The organism is uncultured Tateyamaria sp. (assembly GCF_947503705.1).
Classification (GTDB): domain Bacteria; phylum Pseudomonadota; class Alphaproteobacteria; order Rhodobacterales; family Rhodobacteraceae; genus Tateyamaria.
In genome coordinates this window covers 144,598-162,560 of sequence record NZ_CANNES010000007.1, presented here as the reverse complement: position 1 = coordinate 162,560, position 17,963 = coordinate 144,598, and the positions used below count along the sequence as shown (strand labels likewise).

13 protein-coding genes are annotated in these 17,963 nt (G+C 61.6%); 7 read left to right on the top strand and 6 right to left on the bottom strand.

What is annotated here, in order from left to right; translation table 11 throughout:
- The first annotated feature begins 33 nt into the window (after positions 1-33).
- The 7 genes from Q1A44_RS15930 to goxB all read left to right on the top strand — a co-directional run bounded on the left by Q1A44_RS15930 (position 34) and on the right by goxB (position 10,591).
- A complete protein-coding gene (locus Q1A44_RS15930; RefSeq protein WP_299627270.1) occupies positions 34-1,254 on the top strand; it encodes an NAD-dependent epimerase/dehydratase family protein in 1,221 nt (406 codons plus the stop codon).
- Between the two features lie 85 nt (positions 1,255-1,339).
- Positions 1,340-2,875, top strand: coding sequence for a cellulose biosynthesis cyclic di-GMP-binding regulatory protein BcsB (locus Q1A44_RS15925; RefSeq protein ID WP_299627268.1), 1,536 nt, complete (start codon positions 1,340-1,342; stop codon positions 2,873-2,875).
- Positions 2,872-4,707 carry a glycosyltransferase family 2 protein gene (locus Q1A44_RS15920; RefSeq protein ID WP_299627266.1) on the top strand — a complete coding sequence of 612 codons (1,836 nt, stop codon included), beginning with the start codon at positions 2,872-2,874 and terminating at the stop codon, positions 4,705-4,707. The genes Q1A44_RS15925 and Q1A44_RS15920 overlap by 4 nt, the downstream gene beginning before the upstream one ends.
- Positions 4,708-4,748: 41 nt before the next feature.
- Positions 4,749-6,332: a calcium-binding protein gene (locus Q1A44_RS15915; protein WP_299627264.1), complete on the top strand. Its 1,584-nt coding sequence runs from the start codon at positions 4,749-4,751 to the stop codon at positions 6,330-6,332.
- Between the two features lie 28 nt (positions 6,333-6,360).
- Entirely contained in the window at positions 6,361-7,386 is a 1,026-nt protein-coding gene (locus Q1A44_RS15910; protein ID WP_299627262.1) for a hypothetical protein, read from the top strand.
- A gap of 92 nt (positions 7,387-7,478) precedes the next feature.
- Positions 7,479-9,506, top strand: a complete 2,028-nt coding sequence (gene goxA, locus Q1A44_RS15905) for a CTQ-dependent glycine oxidase GoxA (RefSeq protein WP_299627260.1) — start codon at positions 7,479-7,481, stop codon at positions 9,504-9,506.
- Positions 9,503-10,591, top strand: coding sequence for a glycine oxidase maturase GoxB (goxB, locus tag Q1A44_RS15900; RefSeq protein ID WP_299627258.1), 1,089 nt, complete (start codon positions 9,503-9,505; stop codon positions 10,589-10,591). The genes goxA and goxB overlap by 4 nt, the downstream gene beginning before the upstream one ends.
- A 9-nt stretch (positions 10,592-10,600) precedes the next feature.
- Here goxB and Q1A44_RS15895 read toward each other — a convergent pair whose 3' ends face one another.
- The 6 genes from Q1A44_RS15895 to Q1A44_RS15870 form a co-directional block, all read right to left on the bottom strand.
- Positions 10,601-11,023, bottom strand: coding sequence for a response regulator (locus tag Q1A44_RS15895; RefSeq protein WP_299627256.1), 423 nt, complete (start codon positions 11,021-11,023; stop codon positions 10,601-10,603).
- Positions 11,024-11,139: 116 nt separating this feature from the next.
- Complete coding sequence (locus Q1A44_RS15890; RefSeq protein ID WP_299627254.1) at positions 11,140-11,835, bottom strand: HAMP domain-containing sensor histidine kinase; 696 nt, start codon at positions 11,833-11,835, stop codon at positions 11,140-11,142.
- Between the two features lie 83 nt (positions 11,836-11,918).
- Complete coding sequence (locus Q1A44_RS15885; protein ID WP_299627252.1) at positions 11,919-15,251, bottom strand: chemotaxis protein CheB; 3,333 nt, start codon at positions 15,249-15,251, stop codon at positions 11,919-11,921.
- Positions 15,252-15,309: 58 nt separating this feature from the next.
- A complete protein-coding gene (locus Q1A44_RS15880; RefSeq protein ID WP_299627250.1) occupies positions 15,310-15,699 on the bottom strand; it encodes a response regulator in 390 nt (129 codons plus the stop codon).
- Positions 15,668-17,173 (bottom strand): ATP-binding protein, encoded by a 1,506-nt coding sequence (locus Q1A44_RS15875; RefSeq protein ID WP_299627248.1) that lies wholly within the window; start codon positions 17,171-17,173, stop codon positions 15,668-15,670. Before Q1A44_RS15875 ends, Q1A44_RS15880 begins: the two co-directional genes overlap by 32 nt.
- A complete protein-coding gene (locus Q1A44_RS15870) occupies positions 17,170-17,925 on the bottom strand; it encodes a transporter substrate-binding domain-containing protein (protein ID WP_299627246.1) in 756 nt (251 codons plus the stop codon). The genes Q1A44_RS15875 and Q1A44_RS15870 overlap by 4 nt, the downstream gene beginning before the upstream one ends.
- Positions 17,926-17,963 lie beyond the last annotated feature (38 nt).

The window sequence follows — 17,963 nt, the reverse complement described above, 5'->3', positions numbered from 1 at the left end:
CGCCTGGAGGGGCCCGCCAAAAGGAACACAGACATGACTGAAGCAAAAAACATTATTGTGGTCGGTGGCGACGGATTTTGCGGTTGGCCCACGGCCCTGCACCTCTCTGGCCTGGGCCACAACATCACCATCGTGGACAACATGTCCCGCCGTGCCATCGACGCCGAAATGGGCGCCGACAGCCTGACACCCATCGCGTCCATGGCCGATCGTCTGGCCGCATGGAAAGAGCAGACAGGGCGCAGCATCGCCTTTGAAAACATCGACGTCGCCCAAGACTTTGACGCGGTTCTGAGCCTCTTTGACGCGCTGCAACCCGACACGATCATCCACTTTGGCGAACAGCGCGCCGCGCCTTATTCGATGAAGGGCGTGCGGGAAAAACGCTTTACCGTGGACAACAACATCTCGGGCACCCACAACCTGCTGGCCGCCTCGGTCGAGCTGGGTCTGGACCCGCATTTCGTGCACCTGGGTACCATGGGCGTCTATGGTTATGACGATGACGGGCTGGAAATTCCCGAAGGCTACCTGCCGGTCTATGTGCCCGGCGACGACAAACAGATCATGAAGCGTGACATCCTGTACCCGACGAACCCGGGCAGCGTGTATCACATGACCAAATCCATGGATCAGCTGCTGTTCCAATTCTATGCCAAAAACGATCATCTGCGCATCACCGACCTGCATCAGGGCATCGTCTGGGGCACCCAGACGGACGAGACACGCCTGGACGAGCGCCTGATCAACCGCTTTGACTATGATGGCGATTATGGCACCGTTTTGAACCGCTTCCTCATGCAGGCGGTGGTGGGGCACCCCCTGACGGTCCATGGCACAGGCGGTCAAACACGCGCCTTCATCCACATTCAGGACACGGTGAAATGCCTGGCCCTGGCGGTCGAGAACCCGCCCGCAAAAGGCGACAACGTCGCGATCCTGAACCAGATGACCGAAACCCACACCGTGCGGTCGCTGGCGGCACTGGTGGCGGAAGCTTCGGGAGCGATCATCGCCAATGTGGACAATCCGCGCAATGAAGCGGCCGAAAACGACCTGCGTGTCTCGAACAAGACCTTTCTCTCTCTGGGTCTGAAGCCTGTCACGCTGGCCGAAGGGTTGATCGAGGAAACCCAGCAGATCGCCGCCAAATACGCCGATCGCTGCATCCGCAAGATGATCCCTTGTGTGTCCACCTGGACAGACAAACAGCGCCCCGGCGTTGTCGTTCCCAAGGCGCGCAAGGCGGCCTGACCTCTCCAAAGCCAACCGCGTCGGCCCCGCTTGGAGGTGGGACCGGCGCATCCGGCTTTTTCAGCATCAGACATCGGTGAACAGCATGCGTATGATTGGCATTGGGCTTATGGGATTTCTTCTGGCAGGTGTGGCCCTCCTGCTGTCGACAATGAATGTTCTGGATCAGGGGCGGGCCTTTATCCGTCATTTGGCTGATGAGCCGCAGCTGGTGTTCGAGCACCGCCTGGCGACCCGCGCCGAAGGCACGGATGCCGCCATGATCCTGCGCACGAACCCTGACCATCCGGTCATACTTTCCGGTTTTCCCGCCTATCAAAGCGTCGCCTTCACCTTTCCGGTGGATGCACGTCCAACGTCTGGATACCTCCAAATCGATGCGACATCTCAGGTTCTGGCCGGGGTGGAAGGGGTGCTGCGCATCTCGATCCACAACGCCCGCCGGGGCGAGGTGTTGCTGCGTTCAGGCCAGGCGGGACGGTCCCTGCAAATTCCCCTTTCACCGACGGATTTTGCAGGTGACCAGCTGGTCGTCTCTTTCTCACTGCAAGGCACTGGACCCCAACACCAGTGTACCCAAGACGGCGGCATATCCGCCGTGGTCGAGATCGAGACGACCAGCGCAATTTTTCTGGCGCTCGACGCGCCAATGACCAGCCCGCGGGACCGCGTGCATGGCTGGGGCAATGTGGCCCGCGTGGCGTGGCCCCATTGGCTGAAGCCCGATGAACAGGCCCGCCGTCTGGTGCTGGCCACGCAGGCCAAGCGTCGGGGGCTGGGCACTGCCTTTGTGGCGGGGCCTGACGGGGCGCTGGACACGGGCGCGTTGCGCACAGCGCTGGGCGCGTTTGCAGAGCCTACGCCCGACGGGTTTGACGGAGCCCTGGCCCAAAGCGGCGCGAACGCGGGCCTGCGCCGCTTTCACCGGAAGGCCAGCTGGCGCACCCGCTATGACCTGGCCTCAGGCGTGGCTATGCCCGAGCGGTTGGACCTTGATATGCAGTTTGGTCGCCTGATGGGCAATCAGCATTGGGCGCTGACCGTGACCCTCAACAACCGATTGGTGTTTCAGGGCCATATCACCGGCGCGCAGGCCGAATATGAGGCGGTGATTGCGCTGCCTTTGGACCTGCAAACACGGACCAATTCGCTTGAGATCGTGGCGACGACCACCGCCCCAACAACCGGTATCTGCGATCAAGGCCCCGAACTGGTGGCAGAGATGTTGCCCTCCTCGCGACTGGTGCTGGGCGATGCCGGGCTCGCCGATCCGTTGGCCCAGGTGCACGCCGCGCTGGGCCAGGTCGGGCCGATCAATGTGGCTGTGCGTGGGGCTTTGTCGGCGTTGGAGGCGGGGCAGGCCCTTGAGATGCTTGATCAGGTGATCCCGCTAGGCGCGCCTTTTAAACCGGCAGGTCAAAAGGCGCATGTTCTGGTCATTGCCCCTGGAAATGCTGTGCCTGAGATATCTGCCGATGCGCCGATCTGGGCCGTGACCCATGACACGGGGACGGGTGGCGTGAACGTGCGCGACCACAGCATCGACACCCCGCTCATCGCCACCGGTTTGACTTTGCTGGTCATGCCAAACGCCACCGTATTGCGGGGGGCAGAGGGATGAGCGACGCAGAGGACAAGCGTGAGCAGATCAACTATATCTCTGTCGACAGCGCGCCCAAACGCTTTGCCGGGCCGGTATCGGAGTGGCAGGCGCCCAAGATGCTGGCCCTGTTCACCACGCTGGCGGCGGCACAGCTGTGGCTGGTGAACACCGATCTGGTGTCGGGTGTCTTTCCCAACCGGGACTATGTGTTTTCGCTCCATTCCGGGCGACACGCCATCGCGATCCGCATCTTTCTGATCTCGTTCTTTGTGGCCTTTGCCGCGTTCAGTTCGGGGGGCATACGCGAGCGTACGCTCTTTGCCCTCGATATGGTCCTGACCTTTCTGGCGGGCTGTGCGGTGTTCGACCTGGCCAATGCCACGGCGCATCACGTGCTTGGGTCATCCTTTTCGCTGCATTTCAGTGCCATCGCCTCGGGGCTTTTTGGCTTTGCGGTCTATTCGTTCAAGCTGCTGGAACGGGGGTTCATGCCCGCCCGTATCCGGATCGAGCATATTCCGGTGAGCCAGATGCGCGCGATCCTGCGCCTCGGGTTGACCATCGCTGTTGCCGCAGCCATCGCCATTTGGGCGGGCGGCATGAAGCTGCACGCCGTCGAGGTCATGCGCAGCTGGACTTTGCTGGGCGGCATCGGGCCGGGGGTGTTCCTGTTCCTGCCCGTGCTTTTTGCGCAGCTTTATCTGCTGGCCATCTATGACGTGCTGACGGCGAAAAAACGCAAGTTCAATCCGCCGGTTTCCGTCATTGTGCCCGCGCATAACGAGAGCTACATCATCCGCGACACGATCAACGCGATGGATCGCGCCGCCGCCCATTACGGGGGCGAGGTGCACATCCTGATCATGAACAACAATTCGACCGACGACACCGAAGAGATCGCGCGCGAGACCCTGACCGCCTGCAAAGCCGCCAAGGGGCGGGTGATCAACGTGCCCAAGCCCGGCAAATCCAATGCGCTGAATGCGGGCCTTGACGCCTGCGAGACCGAATTTCTGGTGCGCGTGGACGCCGACACGCTGGTGGGCGAGGACAATTTCAGCCGCGCGATGCCCTATTTCACCGACCCTGCCGTGGGCGTCGTAGGCGGCGTGCCCGTGCCCCCCGGTGGGGCGCTTTTCGACCGGGCCCGCCTGCTGGAGGTGCTGGTGAAACACGGGTTTTACTCGGTGGCCATGGGAGCGGTGAACGGGGTCGTGGGCATTCCGGGCATGTTCGTCGTCTACCGCAGCCATCACCCGCGTTACTTGGGCGGTTTTGTCGAGGGGATGAACGGCGAGGACACCGATATTTCGCTGCGCATCGGCGAGCTTGGCTTTCATTCGGTCGTGGACCCCAAGATCCGCTATATCTCTGAGGTGCCGTCGTCCTACAGCCATATGCGCGAGCAACGGATGCGCTGGTTCCGGTCGATCTATCATATCTCGTCGCGCTGCCGGGACCTGATCTATGGGCCGAACCTGACGCTGCGGGGCAAGGTGATCCTGCCCTATATGCTGATCAACTCGGCACGCCGCGCGATGCTGGTGCCGCTGATCATCTTTGGCGGGCTCGAATGGGGCCTCGCCTTCAACGAAAACACGCCCATCGTCTGGCAATCCATCGTGGCCGTGACCACGGGCGCGCCTGCGATCATGGCGGTGGCCGCCTCGCTTTTGAACGGGGTACCGCGGGGCATCATCGCGCTGCCCGAATACCTGATTTTCCGCGTTTTGCGGGCCTATTTCACCCTCGAATCCATGCTGAGCATCCTGATCGACGTAAAGGCCGAAGACCTGGAACGGGTCATTCGCCTTGATCTGGTGCCGGACAAACCGATCCGCGTGGCCTGAGCCACCGGGACTTCAACCTTCTGAAACCAAGGACAAAACCAATGACACGACATATCTATGGCACGGCTGAGGCCGACACGATTGACGGCGGTGCAGGCAGTGACCGCGTCCATGCCAAGGCAGGCGATGACAGCATCGACAGCGGCAACAGCGCCGATCAGGTCTATGCCCAGGGCGGCGACGACACGGTGCATGGCGCATCCGGGGCTGACACCCTGCGTGGCGGGCTGGGCGATGATGCGCTGAATGGGGATGCGGGGGCCGACCGCATTTTTGGCGGCGCGGGCAATGACGTCATCAATGGTGGCGACGTGACCGGTGCTGGCACAGGTGCTGGGGGCGGCATTGACGACCGGCTTTGGGGCGGTGCCGGCAACGACGAGATGTCAGGTGGCACGGGCAATGACCGTCTGTATGGCGGGACCGGTGCGGATACCATGGCCGGGGATGCGGGCACCGATCGCCTGTTTGGCGGGGCCGAGGGCGACACGCTGGCCGGTGGCGGTGGCGATGACCGGCTGCACGGCGCCGAGGGTGACGACAGCGTTGCGGGTGAGGACGGTATCGACCGCCTTTTTGGCGGGGCCGGGCATGATGTGCTGGAAGGCGGCACGGGCGCTGACGCCCTGTTCGGCGGCACCGGATCGGATGCAATGACCGGGGATGCAGGGCACGACCGCCTTTACGGTGCGGATGGCGACGACGTTCTGGGTGGCGGTTTCGGCCATGACCGGATGCATGGCGGCGCCGGTCAGGATGACCTGAGTGGCGGCATCGGCGCGGACAGCCTGTGGGGCGGTGACGATGATGACGTGCTGCGCGGGGACGCGGGCAATGACCGGCTGGCCGGGGGCAGCGGCAATGACGACCTGAGCGGCGGGACTGGCGCTGACACGCTTTATGGGCGTGCCGACAACGACACGCTGAGCGGTGGGAGCGGCAACGACATTCTGGCTGGCGGCGACGGCGATGATGTGCTGTCGGGCGATGGCGGCGCGGACCTTTTGGGCGGCGGTCTGGGCCATGACGCCTTGGCGGGCGGCACCGGCAATGACACGCTGTTGGGCCATTCAGGCCATGACACGCTGGACGGCGGGGGCGGCGTCGATCTGCTGTCGGGCGGTGGTGGCGCAGACAGTCTGGACGGCGGCACCGGCGGCGACCTGTTGAACGGCGGGTCGGGCGATGACGTGTTGTTGGGCGGCGCGGGGGCTGACACCCTTGACGGATCCTGGGGCCATGACACGCTGGACGGTGGCAGTGGTGCGGATGTGCTGAATGGCGGCGCGGGGCAGGATATGTTGTCGGGTGGCACGGGGATCAATACGCTGACCGGTGGCGGCGGCGCGGATGTGTTTGTATTTGAGGCCGATAACGGCTTTTTCCGGGACACGATCACCGATTTCAAAGCCTATGGCGGCAATGCCGACACCATCGACCTGACCGCCTTTGATCTGGTTGCGGCGCAGAGTGACTTTGACGCATGGGTCGCGGATCACATCACGCAACAGGACAATGGTGACATCCTGATCACCTTGTCTGGTGCGCAAAGCATCCTGATCGTGGATCACGCGGATGGCGGCAACAGCTTTTACAACAACACGTTGGATTTGCTGCTGTTTTAAGCGGTGGAGCCGGGAAGGGGAGGTTCGCATGAAACATGTCGTTTACGCCATTTCGGCGGTTTTGGCTTTGGTCGGGGCGGCCCAGGCGCAGGGCCAGGGCGCACTGTTTCAAACGATCATCTTGCAGGAAAGGGCCGATCCGGATGCGGCCTTTCACGCGATGCACACCCTGGCCCGGGAGGGGCATGTGCCTGCGATGGATCGATTGGGGGGCTACTATCGCCACGGCCGTGGCACCCCGCAAAACCTGGAGGCGGCGCGCGATTGGTATGCGCGCGCCGTCGCCGCTGGACGGCCTTGGTCGACCGCGTCGCTGGCTCGGACCCTGATGGATATGGGGCAGGCAGAGGCGGCCTTGACCCTGCTCGAAACCGGGGCGGCGGCGGGCTTGCCCGGCACCGAACGCCTGTTGGCGACATCGCATGTGGATCGGCATTTTGGCGATGCGTCAGACCGGGCCTTTGGGCGTGAATTGCTGGAACAGCTTGCCGCGGCAGGGGATGCACAGGCGGCGCGTGACTTGATCCAGCGCCACAACTGGGGCCGTTTGCCCGGCTCTGCGCCCGAGCGCGTCGTGGCGCAGGTGGTGGCCGCAGGACTGTCAGGGGATGCACGCTTTGCCGAAGCGGCCTTGGTCTATCTCGCGCGGCTTGGGGGAACAAAAGGGACAAAGTTGAGGCAGGATTTAGCAGCCGTTCCGGGGATCAGTGACCGTGTTCTTTCTGCTGAACGTATCCGCATAGCGGCGCTGATCGCGCCAAGCCAATTCTGGACCAGGGTTGAGGCCACGCTGGCCGAAACGGAGCCGCAGAACTACGCCCGCGCCGCCAGCACCGCGTTTTGGATCAACAAGAATGCCTGGGTGCGCGTGTTGCAAAAAGAGCTGCGGGCGCGGGGGCTGTATGGGGGGCGGATCAATGGGCAAATGACCGCGCGCACCATCCGCGCACAAAACCGGTTTTGTCGCGACCACGGCCTCTGGGCGGTTTGTGCCACGGGCCCATTGCGCGGCGCAACAGTGCGCGCGGTCGCCGGTGCCATCGCAAAAGGGTGACGGAAACGGCGCGAACCTACAGCCTAGAGTTGATTTTTTCCGGCTTTGCGTAGACGCTGCCCCCCGAAGGCAACTATTTTCAGGATTTTATTATGACCGATCATTCCACTCACGCCTCGCGCCGCCAATTTTTGGGCATGGCGTCCAGTGCCGCCCTGATCGCGGGTGCGCCGATGCCCGCACGGGCCAATATCGACACACGAAGCGCCTATGGTGCGGCCCCATCCGGTGCGGCCGTGGCGAAGGTTCGGATTTATCCTGCCATCGGCATTTGCCGGGTCGGCGGCGCGGAAAGCTGGTTTTATGCGCCCGAAGTCCCGGGTCTTCCGCCCATGCCTGCGGATGGAAATTTCAAGGACGGGTTGGAGAAGGTCAAGAAGCAGGTTCAGCGTTTTCGCGTCTACGCCTTTGATGATGAGGACAATATCATCGGGGAAGTGACCGGGGACGGCATCACTTGGGGCGTGCATTTGGCCAATACCAAGGCCAATTGGTATGGCTTTAACAACCCGCTCGACAATGGCGATCTGGCCCCCGGACTGCCCTCGCAAAAGCGCAATCAGTATTTTGTGTCCGATCAGGATCGCGAGGAAAACCTGATCATTGATGGCGGTTTGCTCGAAATCTCTGGCGCGGATACGAATGCGGGCGGTGGCGATCCGGATTATCAGTTCGAAGGCACGTTCTGGGGCGGGCAGGCTGATGCCGCCGCGGTGGGCTTGGGGCAATTGCGCACAGATGATGCGGGACGGTTGATGGTTGTTCCGCCCGATGGGGTGTCCAATTCGCCCAGTGGCGCGGCAATCACGAGCTTTGCCGACAACAATGCGTGGCATGATGATTGGTGCGACGGTCCGGTGACAGCCAGCGTCGAGATCAACGGTGAAGTGTTTGAGGCCGAACCATCCTGGGTGGCTTGTGTGGGCCCGAATTTTGCCCCCGAAATCCCGCCCATCACTACCATGTACGATGTGGTTGCGGATATGAACGTGCAGGCGGGCTGGGCCGATTTGCCCGATCTGCCAATCTCGTTCATGACCTATATCTATCCGACTTTCCGCCGCATCGCCCTGATGGAATGGGTGACGCAGGCGGCCAATCTGCGCCAGGGCTGGATGGCCATCGGTGATCTGGGCGATCCTGCATATGTGGCCCGCCTGGCCGATCCGAGCCCTGAAAATGAGGCGTTTCGGATGGAGATCTTTGACCTCTTCCGCGACCCCTATAACCTGACCGACAGCGCCTATATCGAAGAGCGGCTGAAAATCCCCTATATGCTGGGCGATGGCGTGAATTACGATGGCAGCCCGCTGCAATGGTTCCAGTTCCCCAAGCTGCAATACGAGTATCTGAGGGCCTGGGCGGCGGGGGCCTTTGTCGATGACTATAACGGTCAGGCGGCCGAAGATGCGGTCACGGATTACGCCAGTTTTGACGATATTCCGCTGGAATTGCAGCCCGGTGCGCTGACCCAGGCCGCGTTGGAGCCGCTGTCAGGGGGTGCATTCCATCCGGGCGTTGAGCTGACCTATTACCTGCGCCTCAAGGAAATGTATGCGCATGAATATGACGACGGGGCCGAGCTTTTCCGCATCGCCCATGGGGACCGCGACAGCCTGAACCAGAACCTCGGGCGGCTTTTGACGCCGGATGTCGCGTTCAATGGGTTTGGCGACACGCCGCCCCCGATCGGGCCGCAAATGGCGGGCGATCTGACGCGCTGGATGGGTTTGCCCTGGCAGTGCGACGCGTTCAGTTGCCAGCAGGTGCTGATGCAGCAGAACTATCCGACGGCCGTGTGGTGGCCCGCCCTGTTGCCCATCGATGTGTTGCCCGAGGCGTATTATGCCGCCGCTCTTGACGATGGGTTGACGCAAGACGAACGCGACAAGTTTCTGGACAGTCGCATAAGTTGGTCGCGCGGCGTGGCGGGCATCGGCTATCACGCCAACGGCAGCTATTGGGACGGCATCACCAACATGATCACCGTCTGGGAGCGCATGGGCTTTGTCGTGCGCATGCCCTCGCCGCGCGGCGATGTCTTTGTCGAAATGCAGCATGCCGATAATATGGAAACGCGGTTTGACTGGCGGCCAAGCCAGGGGATGCTGCCCAATTGATCCATGATGTGGCCGTCTTGGGCGGTGGGATTGCGGGGGCGGCGGCCGCTTTGCGTTTGGCGCAAGGTGGGGCGCGGCCCTTGTGGATTGCCGCCCCGCGCGGGAATGCGTTCAAGCCAGGTGAACATCTGAGTGCTGCGGCCATTCCGCTGCTGAAAACGCTTGGCTCGGATGCGATGCTGCGCGCGCAAGTGCACCGCCACGCCCATGGCACCTATTCGGCCTGGGGCAGTAATCTGTTGGTTGCGCGCAACGCAATTGTTCAGCTTGAAGGGCCACCCACCGTCCTGGATCGCGGTGCCTTCGAAGATGCGCTGACCGCCCAGGCCATTGCGGCAGGGGCCACGCGGTTCGAAGAGGACGTGACGGGCGTAACCGTTGTGGATGGGTGCTGGCATCTGGATGTGGCTGGGCAGGCGGTCAAAGCGGGCTTTGTCTTTGACGCGACGGGGCGCAAGGCGGTGGTGGCCGGGCAATATGCTGCGCGCTTTCAGGCAGATAAGCTTGCCTGTCAATATGCCGTTTTTGCGTGCGAAAACGGCGAGGCCCCGCGCCCCGTGACCCTCATCGAGGCCGAAGAACGGGGCTGGTGGTACATGTCCCTGCTTGCCGACAATCGCGCGGTTGTAAATTTTTACACAGACGCGGACCTGCCGGGGTTCAAGAATGCAGCGCTTGAAACGCAGGCGCGCGTGCCGGAAGCCATCGGTGCCTATCTGCGCGATTATGGTTTTGCAATGCAGAGCGTGCCCCGGCGGATCACCACAAACAGCAGCTGGGTTGCGCCTGCGATCGGGGCGGGGTGGGTGGCTATCGGTGATGCGGCGGCTGCCTTTGATCCATTGTCGTCCCACGGGATGACGACGGCGCTGTGGACCGCCATTCAAGCGTCGGACGCTTACCTGGCGCAGGATCGGGGCGCGATGCAGGCCTACAGCGACAGCGTGGCCAAAGGTGTGCAGGAGTATCTGGAGGCGCGCCACGCCGTGTATGCGCGCGAACGGCGCTGGGTCAAAAGCCGGTTTTGGGCGCGTCGCGTGGCCCTGGCCGGTCATCCGCAGGACGCGGAACCATCCCCTGTTTGACGGGGCGGTTCAGCCGATTTTCTTGGCAGCCGCCACCGGGCATAATGGCAATTGCGGGGGGTTGACACTGGCCTGTGCGCAGGCGTGTTCGACCATATTGGCCAGATCACCCAGATCCACTGGTTTGCGCAGCACCCAACGGGCGTTGCGCGACATCCGGAAAAGCTCTCCCTTTGGGAAAAGTCCGCTGCCGGTGACATAGATCACCGCCGCATCGGGCGCTGCATAGCCCGCATAATCGGCCACATCGGTGGAAAAAGCGCCATTGATCATGAGGTCAAGCAACAGGACATCCGGCGTGCATTTGCGCAATTGCGCCAAAGCGGCGTCATTGTCGGCGACGCTAATGACGGTGTGGCCCGCATCCTCAAGGGTCTGTGCAAATGTGAACCTGAGGCCCGCGTCGTCTTCGAGTAGCAATACCATTGCCATAATCGTCTCCGTCTTCTCAATGGGGGTACCGATAGGGGCGCGGGGTAAAGAACTGCTGAAGCGGGCGCACGGTTCGTGAAGAATACGGTTCAAATTCAGAGTAATCGGCCATCGTTTCAGCGTCCGAACGATACCGTGTGGTCGGTGCCGCCGTCCGCGCCGGGTGCGGAAGACAACTCCCAACCGTGGTGACGGCAGATGCGGGCACAGGTGGCCAAACCACCGGTATCGCGTGCGTGCAGTGCTCTGGGAATGGCGCTTTGGTCGAAAGTGCGACGTTGGTCGCGCAAGGTCAGTTGGCGCAATCCGTCCTGGCGGTGCAGGATCAGCTGGAGCGTGACAGGGCCCGGCGGTTGATCCGCGCGCGAGGCGTCATCGACAAGGCCCCGCAGCAACATGGCCAGCAGATCGGGCTGCGCAGTGACGAAAAACGGGGTGCCGATAACGCTCAGCCGGGCGGTTTTCACGTTTGAACGCAGATCGAGCAAGGCTGCATGCAGGTCAACCGGTTGGCGCGGCACATCTGCGCCTGCACGCCGCGCATCGTCCTGAAAACGGGTGGTCAGTTCCTCCATCTGCTGCACGGCTTTGCCCATATAGTTGAGATATTCGCGGCCCGCCTCTGGGAGGTCATCCGCGAACTTGGTGTCAAAAAGCTGAAGCAGACCAGACAGCGTGTTCAGCGGCGTACGCAGATCATGGGCGGCGGTGTGGGCCAACTGCTCCATCGCCAGAAGGGACAGATGCACATCGCGGGTCAGCGCGCGCAAACGCGCCAGGTCAGAGTGGGTGTCAGGGGCCGCAGCATCCATTCAAGCGGGTCCAGTCGCGAATTCCGTTGCGCGCAACTTGTCCCCGACAAGGTAAAGATTGGGTTAAGGCCCGCCCTTGGTGCTCAAAGGGTTTGGGACAGCGGTATTGGTTCGGCGTCGCGGCTGGCGCGGCACTGGACACTGCCAAAGACATGAGAGACCCGCCCGCCGCGTTCCCGCCGCACCTTGCCATGTATTTCACAGGTGCTTTGCGACCCGTCCGGCTGAACCACCAGGCAGTTGAGTTCAAAACTGCTGCCCTCGGTCAGGGCAGTCTGGAACCGCTCGGCGGCCTCGGCCCTTTGATCGGGGTGGATGCGAGCCAAAAGGCTTTCAACGGAAGGGCTGTGGGTCACGGGGTTATAGCCCAGAACATCAAAGAGGAATGTGTTCCACTCGGCCTGATTGTTGCGCACATCAAAGGAGAAAACCCCAATACCCAGATCAGAGTGCACGTTCTCCATGTTCGACAGGCGGATCGTCTGTTCGGTCTGTTCGGCGGTGTCCCACAACACGCCAATCAGTTGCACTGGATTGCCCTCGGCGTCCTTGGTCAACATGGTGCTGCCCCGCATCGTCAGCACGCGGCCGCCCGGGCCAAAGGCGCGGCGTTCAAACTGGTAATTGCCGCCATCGCGGATCAGGTTGTTCACGGCCGTCATCTCGGCCTCGCGATCCTCTGGATGGATCAGGCTGAGAGCGATATCCCAGGTGGGCATCTCGCCGGAATTGTCCAGCCCGTGGATGGTGAACATGCGGTTGGACCACAGCAGGTCCTTGGTGTCGAGGTTGTAGCTCCAGTGGGCAACCTTGGTCACATCGCCCATCATCTCGACGATATGGGCCAGTGGTTCGCTGTCATATTGAGTCACGGTGATCGAGAGGCCGATAAGCTTGCGGTGCAGATCATGAACCGGCGACAGGACCATCGAATAATACTTCCCCTCGGACAGGATGGGGATGCGGCGGGTTTCCTGAAGGCGCAGCACCGAATTGGCGATGGGGGCCAGGGCCGGAAAACCGCCGGGCAGGGTACATTGGCTGAGGTGGATGCCGGTGGGAGGCAGTTCCACCAGACCAAAGAGGCGCATGGCCACCGCCGACAAACGGCGCACGATCAGGGCCTGATCGGCCAGGGCCACGGCATAGGGCGCGGTGGTCATCATCGCCTCCAGCTCAGAGGCGAGTGCGTGGCGTTCAGCAGAGCTGATCTGCAACTCTTCGTTGACGGTCAGCAGTTCCTCATTGGTGGATTGCAACTCTTCGTTGGAGGTTTCCAACTCTTCGTTGGTGGCCTGGAATTCCTCGTTGGTGGACTGCATTTCCTCATTGGTGGATTGCAGTTCCTCATTCGCGGTCTGCAACTCTTCGATGGTCTGCTGCAACGCCTCCTGGGTGGAGCGGATTTCAAGCTCCATCCGTTCGACATAGGCGCGTTGATCGGCGTCTTCCAACTCAGTCAGGCGGCTTTCCTGTATCTCTTCGAATTTGGCGTCGACCGCGACAAGGCACTGCATCTCGCCCCCCGACTTGGAACTGAAGGGAAAGACCTGCAACCGGACACGGTTGCCCACGGGCAGACTTACACTGTGCCAGCGACCCGAGCGGCGGGTCTCGTTGCGCACGGCGACCGACAAGAGGCTGGTCACTTCGGTTCTGAGAGGCTCGATCAGCATTTTTACATTGAGCGAGGTGGTTGCCCCCGCCCGGATTTCGATAAAGGGGCTCAGATCGCCCAAAACCTCGATGATACTGCCGTTGCGGGTGCAGATCATGCCATTGGGGGCCACGGCCCGGGCCAGCGACAGGTCCGCCTCGGCGGCCAGGGCAGGGGTCGTTTTGCCCGACTTGGCAGAGCTGTTGCGGCGCTCGCGCTGGTAGGTTCGGGCACCGGGCTCAACTGACAATTCGCCGGAAATGCTGCTGCGTTTGCCAAACACCTTGTCGGCATTGCTGCGCGCCTCAAAAAATACGCTCATCTCGCCCACGGTTTCCGAAGTGCCCACAAAGAGCAATCCACCGGCCGCCAACGCGTAGTGCAAGCGGCTGAGCACGCGTTCCTGAAGGGCCAGGTTAAAATAGATCAGCACGTTGCGAATGGTGACCAGGTCGACGTTGATAAAGGGGGGGTCCTGAAAAATGTTGTGGTGCGAAAACAAGGTCACGGCGCGCAATTCGGGTCGCACGGTGATGTCGGTTTCGCCGACATTGAAATAGTTGGCCAGATACTCGGCGGGGATGTCGGAGGCGGCGGCAATGGGGTACACACCCTTGCGTGCAATATCGATGGCGTTCTGGTCGATGTCGGTGGCAAAGACCTGAACACCGCGTACCGCCAGCATGTCGATGCCGCCGAGGATTTCCGCGATCATGATCGCGATCGAATAGGCCTCTTCGCCCGTGGCACAGCCCACCACCCAGATCCGCAGCGGGCCGGTCTTGCCTCGCGACAGCACTTTGGCCATTTCGCCGCGCAATTTGTCGAATTGGTCGGGGTCGCGGAAAAAGCGGGTGACCGAGATCAGCAGATCGCGGTGCAGCGCATCCACCTCGTCCACCCGAGATCGGCAATAATCGACGTAGTCGTCGTATTCCTGGATATCGAGCGCCACCATACGCCGCGCGATGCGCCGGTTCAGCGTGTTTTCCTTGTAGTCGCGGAAATCCACATGGGTGCGGGCCAACAGGATCCCAAAAAGCTCACCCAGCGGGTTGGGCGCGTCATTGAGGCTTTGCAGGTCATCGAAATTGCGCGGACGGGCCAGGATTTTTTCCAGATGCGTTCCGATGAGGTCGGGGGCCAGGGTCAGGTCGATGCAACCTGTCTGGAGCGCCGAGGTGGGCATGCCATCATATTTTGCGGTGCCCGGCTCTTGGGCGATGGTGATGCCGCCCGCCTCGCGGATCGCCTGCACACCATAGCTGCCATCCGATCCGGTGCCGGACAAGACGATGCCAACGCAAGCCTCGCCGCATTCCTTGACCAGGCTTTTGAACAACCGGTCCGCCGACGGTTTGGGCGAGGCCGGGTGCACTGACGGCTGGCGCAGCTTGAGCAGGCCGTCCTCGTAAATCACGTCCGTGTTGGGCGGCGAGACATAGATTGCGTCTGCCTCTGGCGTGGTTTCGGGGGTCATCTCGTGCACGGGCAGGCGCGTTTCGCGCCCGATCAGGGTCGCCAGCATGCTTTTGTGGGTGGGCGACATGTGCTGGGCGACCACGTAGACGGCATTCAGATTGCGCGGCAGGTGCTGGGCCAGGAGCGACACTGCCTCAAGGCCGCCTGCCGAGGCGGCGATGCCAACAAAGCGGGGCGGGGCCGCGGGCGTGTCGGTCGCCTCTATGGCGTCGGATGTGTCCGGGCCTTGCGCGGATTTGGTTTTTGCCGCGTCTTTGGCGGAAGGTGTCGGTGTCATAACCTGGTCCTTGGGTGATACCGGTGCGTCATAACAGGACGCGGTATCGAAATTGTTTTCAGGCTGCGGAGCAGTGTTCGTCGATCAGGGCCAGCAATTGGCCGGGGGTGACGGGTTTGCTGGCAAATCCGTTCATGCCCAGTTTCTTGACCCGCATCGTGTCGTGGTAGGTCACGTCCGCCGTCAAGGCGATAATGGGCACGTCGCAAGGCGGATTGGCGGGCAGCGCCCTGATCTGTCGGGTGGCGTCGATGCCCGACATCTGCGGCATGTGCAGGTCCATCAGGATCAACCCAAAGCTTTCGGGGGCGGCGGCAATCACGTCACAGCCGTCCTGACCGTTGGTCGCAATCTCCACATCAACGCCCAACGTTGCGATGATTTCCTTCATCATGAAACGGGTGAACTCGTCGTCTTCAACCAACAGAACTTTTTTGCGCGCGCTCACTTTGAGACTCCAACCTGTAGTTGTGGGGGAGGGTTAACAGGAATGTGGTTCGGTAACCACTTCTTTCAATGTTGCTGACTTGCAGGGTGCCGCCGAGGCGGTGGGCCAGTTCGCGACTGATCGCAAGGCCAAGGCCCGCGCCGCCGTGGCTGCGCTCGATGCTGTCGTCCAATTGTGCAAAGACTTCAAAGATGCGCGCGCGGTCGGCCTCGTTGATGCCGGGCCCGGTGTCAGAGATCGCGATTTCAAGCCCATGGCTCGTCACATCCCGGGCCATGTGGGTTATGATCGGGGCAATCGCGATGTCGATATGGCCCTGCGGCGTCAGTTTGACCGCATTGTCGGTCAGGTTGGTCACGATCTGCGTCAGCCGCGCGCCATCCACGAGATACTGATCGTCCAACGCGGGATCAATCCGGGTATGCACCGTGATGTCCTTGTTGCGGTAATGGGCGCTGGCCTGGGCCGTTTCTCCCCATTGGGTGGCCAGCACGCGAATGTCAGTCGGCTCGGGGCTGATGCGTGAGGTTTCCGATTCCAGCCGCGACATGTCCAGCGCATTGGAAAGCTGATCCATGAGTTGGTGGGCCGCCTTTGTGGCCACCTCGGCATAATGGCGTTGCTGTTTCGGGACGTCCTCGTTCGTTTCGATCAGGTGCAAAAGCCCCATGATGGCATTGAGCGGGGTGCGGACCTCGTGGCTGATGGTGCCCAGAAATTTTGAGCGGATTGACAGTGCGGTGCGTGCCTCTGCCTCGGCCTGGGCCCGTTCGGCAATCTCGGTCCTGAGGTTGCTCAGCGTTGCGCGCGCCCGGTTTTCCGATGCGGTCACCGCGCTGACCACATGGTCGAGGTCGTCGGGGTACATCCGCGGCTCCCGCTCCAGCACCAAGGCCGGTTTGACCTCGACCGGGGTGGGGTCATTCACATGTTGGACAATTCGGCGCATGTGGCGGGTCATCAGCCGGTAAACCACATAGAGCAGAGCGATTGCAGCAACATAGGCCTTGGCCAGGTTCGAGCTGAAGATGATCCAGAATTCCGCCCAGACACGGCTGACAATCTCTTCCACGGTGAGAACCACGCGCAGAAGGCCCAGCTCCATGACGGTTCCGTCGTCCGTGGTCTGGGTCAAGGGATAGGTGCGCACCAGCGCAGCGGCGCTGGCGGAGCCGCGTTCCCAATGATGCCCCGTTGGGGTGTCCAATTCCACAAAGGACACGCTGGGGCTGGATTTCAAACCGTCCAGGATGATCTCCACCTGTGCAAAATCAAAGGTCCAAAGGGCTTGTTGCAGAGAATCCGCCAAGGCGCTTTCGATCTGGTCCAGGACTTCCACCGCCTCGCCTTTTTGGCGCACAAAACTGGTCGCCAGCTGCACGCTGGTCGAAAAGACCGACAGCACAGAGCCGATGAGCAGCGACATAAAGACCAACCGGACGGCCAGCCATTCCTTGGCGAAAAAGCGGGTCATTCCATCAACGGTTGCCCCACATGTACGGCAAGCAGGGCGTCCAGACTGCCGTCACTTTGCATCTGGGCCAAGGTTGCGTTGAAATCGGCGACGATCTGTTCGTTGCCGTCAAGGGTGCGGCGCACCGCCATGTGGATGCCCTGATGGGCCATCACGCCCGGCGCGATCTCAACCCGTTCTTGCAGGCGGGGATCCTCGTTCTGCATGGCAAAGTTCACCACATCGACACTGTCCAGGGTCAGGTCAACACGACCAAAGGCGACCATCTGCATGGCCTGCAATGTCGTCGTGACAGTCTGCTTTTGCAGGTAATCGGCGCGGTCGAATTCAGGCTCATAGAGAAACCCGTCTCCTACGGCAAAACTGTAAGGTTGCAGGGATGGCACATCGCGGAACGTGATGTCGCTGCCCAGCCTGCGGACCAGTTGGATGCGTGTGGTATGAAACGGGTTGGCGTAATTGAGATAGGTGGCCTGTTCAGTATCGGCAAAAAGGCTGCCGACAATGTCCACCGTATCGGTCTTGGCGCTGGCGATGATGCGCGCCCAGGGCATAACCTGGGTTTCAACGGTGTACCCTGCACGGCGCAGCACGGTGGAAATCACATCCAGCGACATGCCCTGATTGGGCAAGGCCGCACCGGAAAAGGGGGGCCATTCGTCGGCCACAACCTTCAGCGCGCGAGGCTCGGCCCCCGCCTGTTGCGCGACAAGCGCCAACGCCAAAATACACACACTCAACAGGCGAACCATGAAAACCTCCCTCGGTGGCTGAACCGTCAGACCAACAG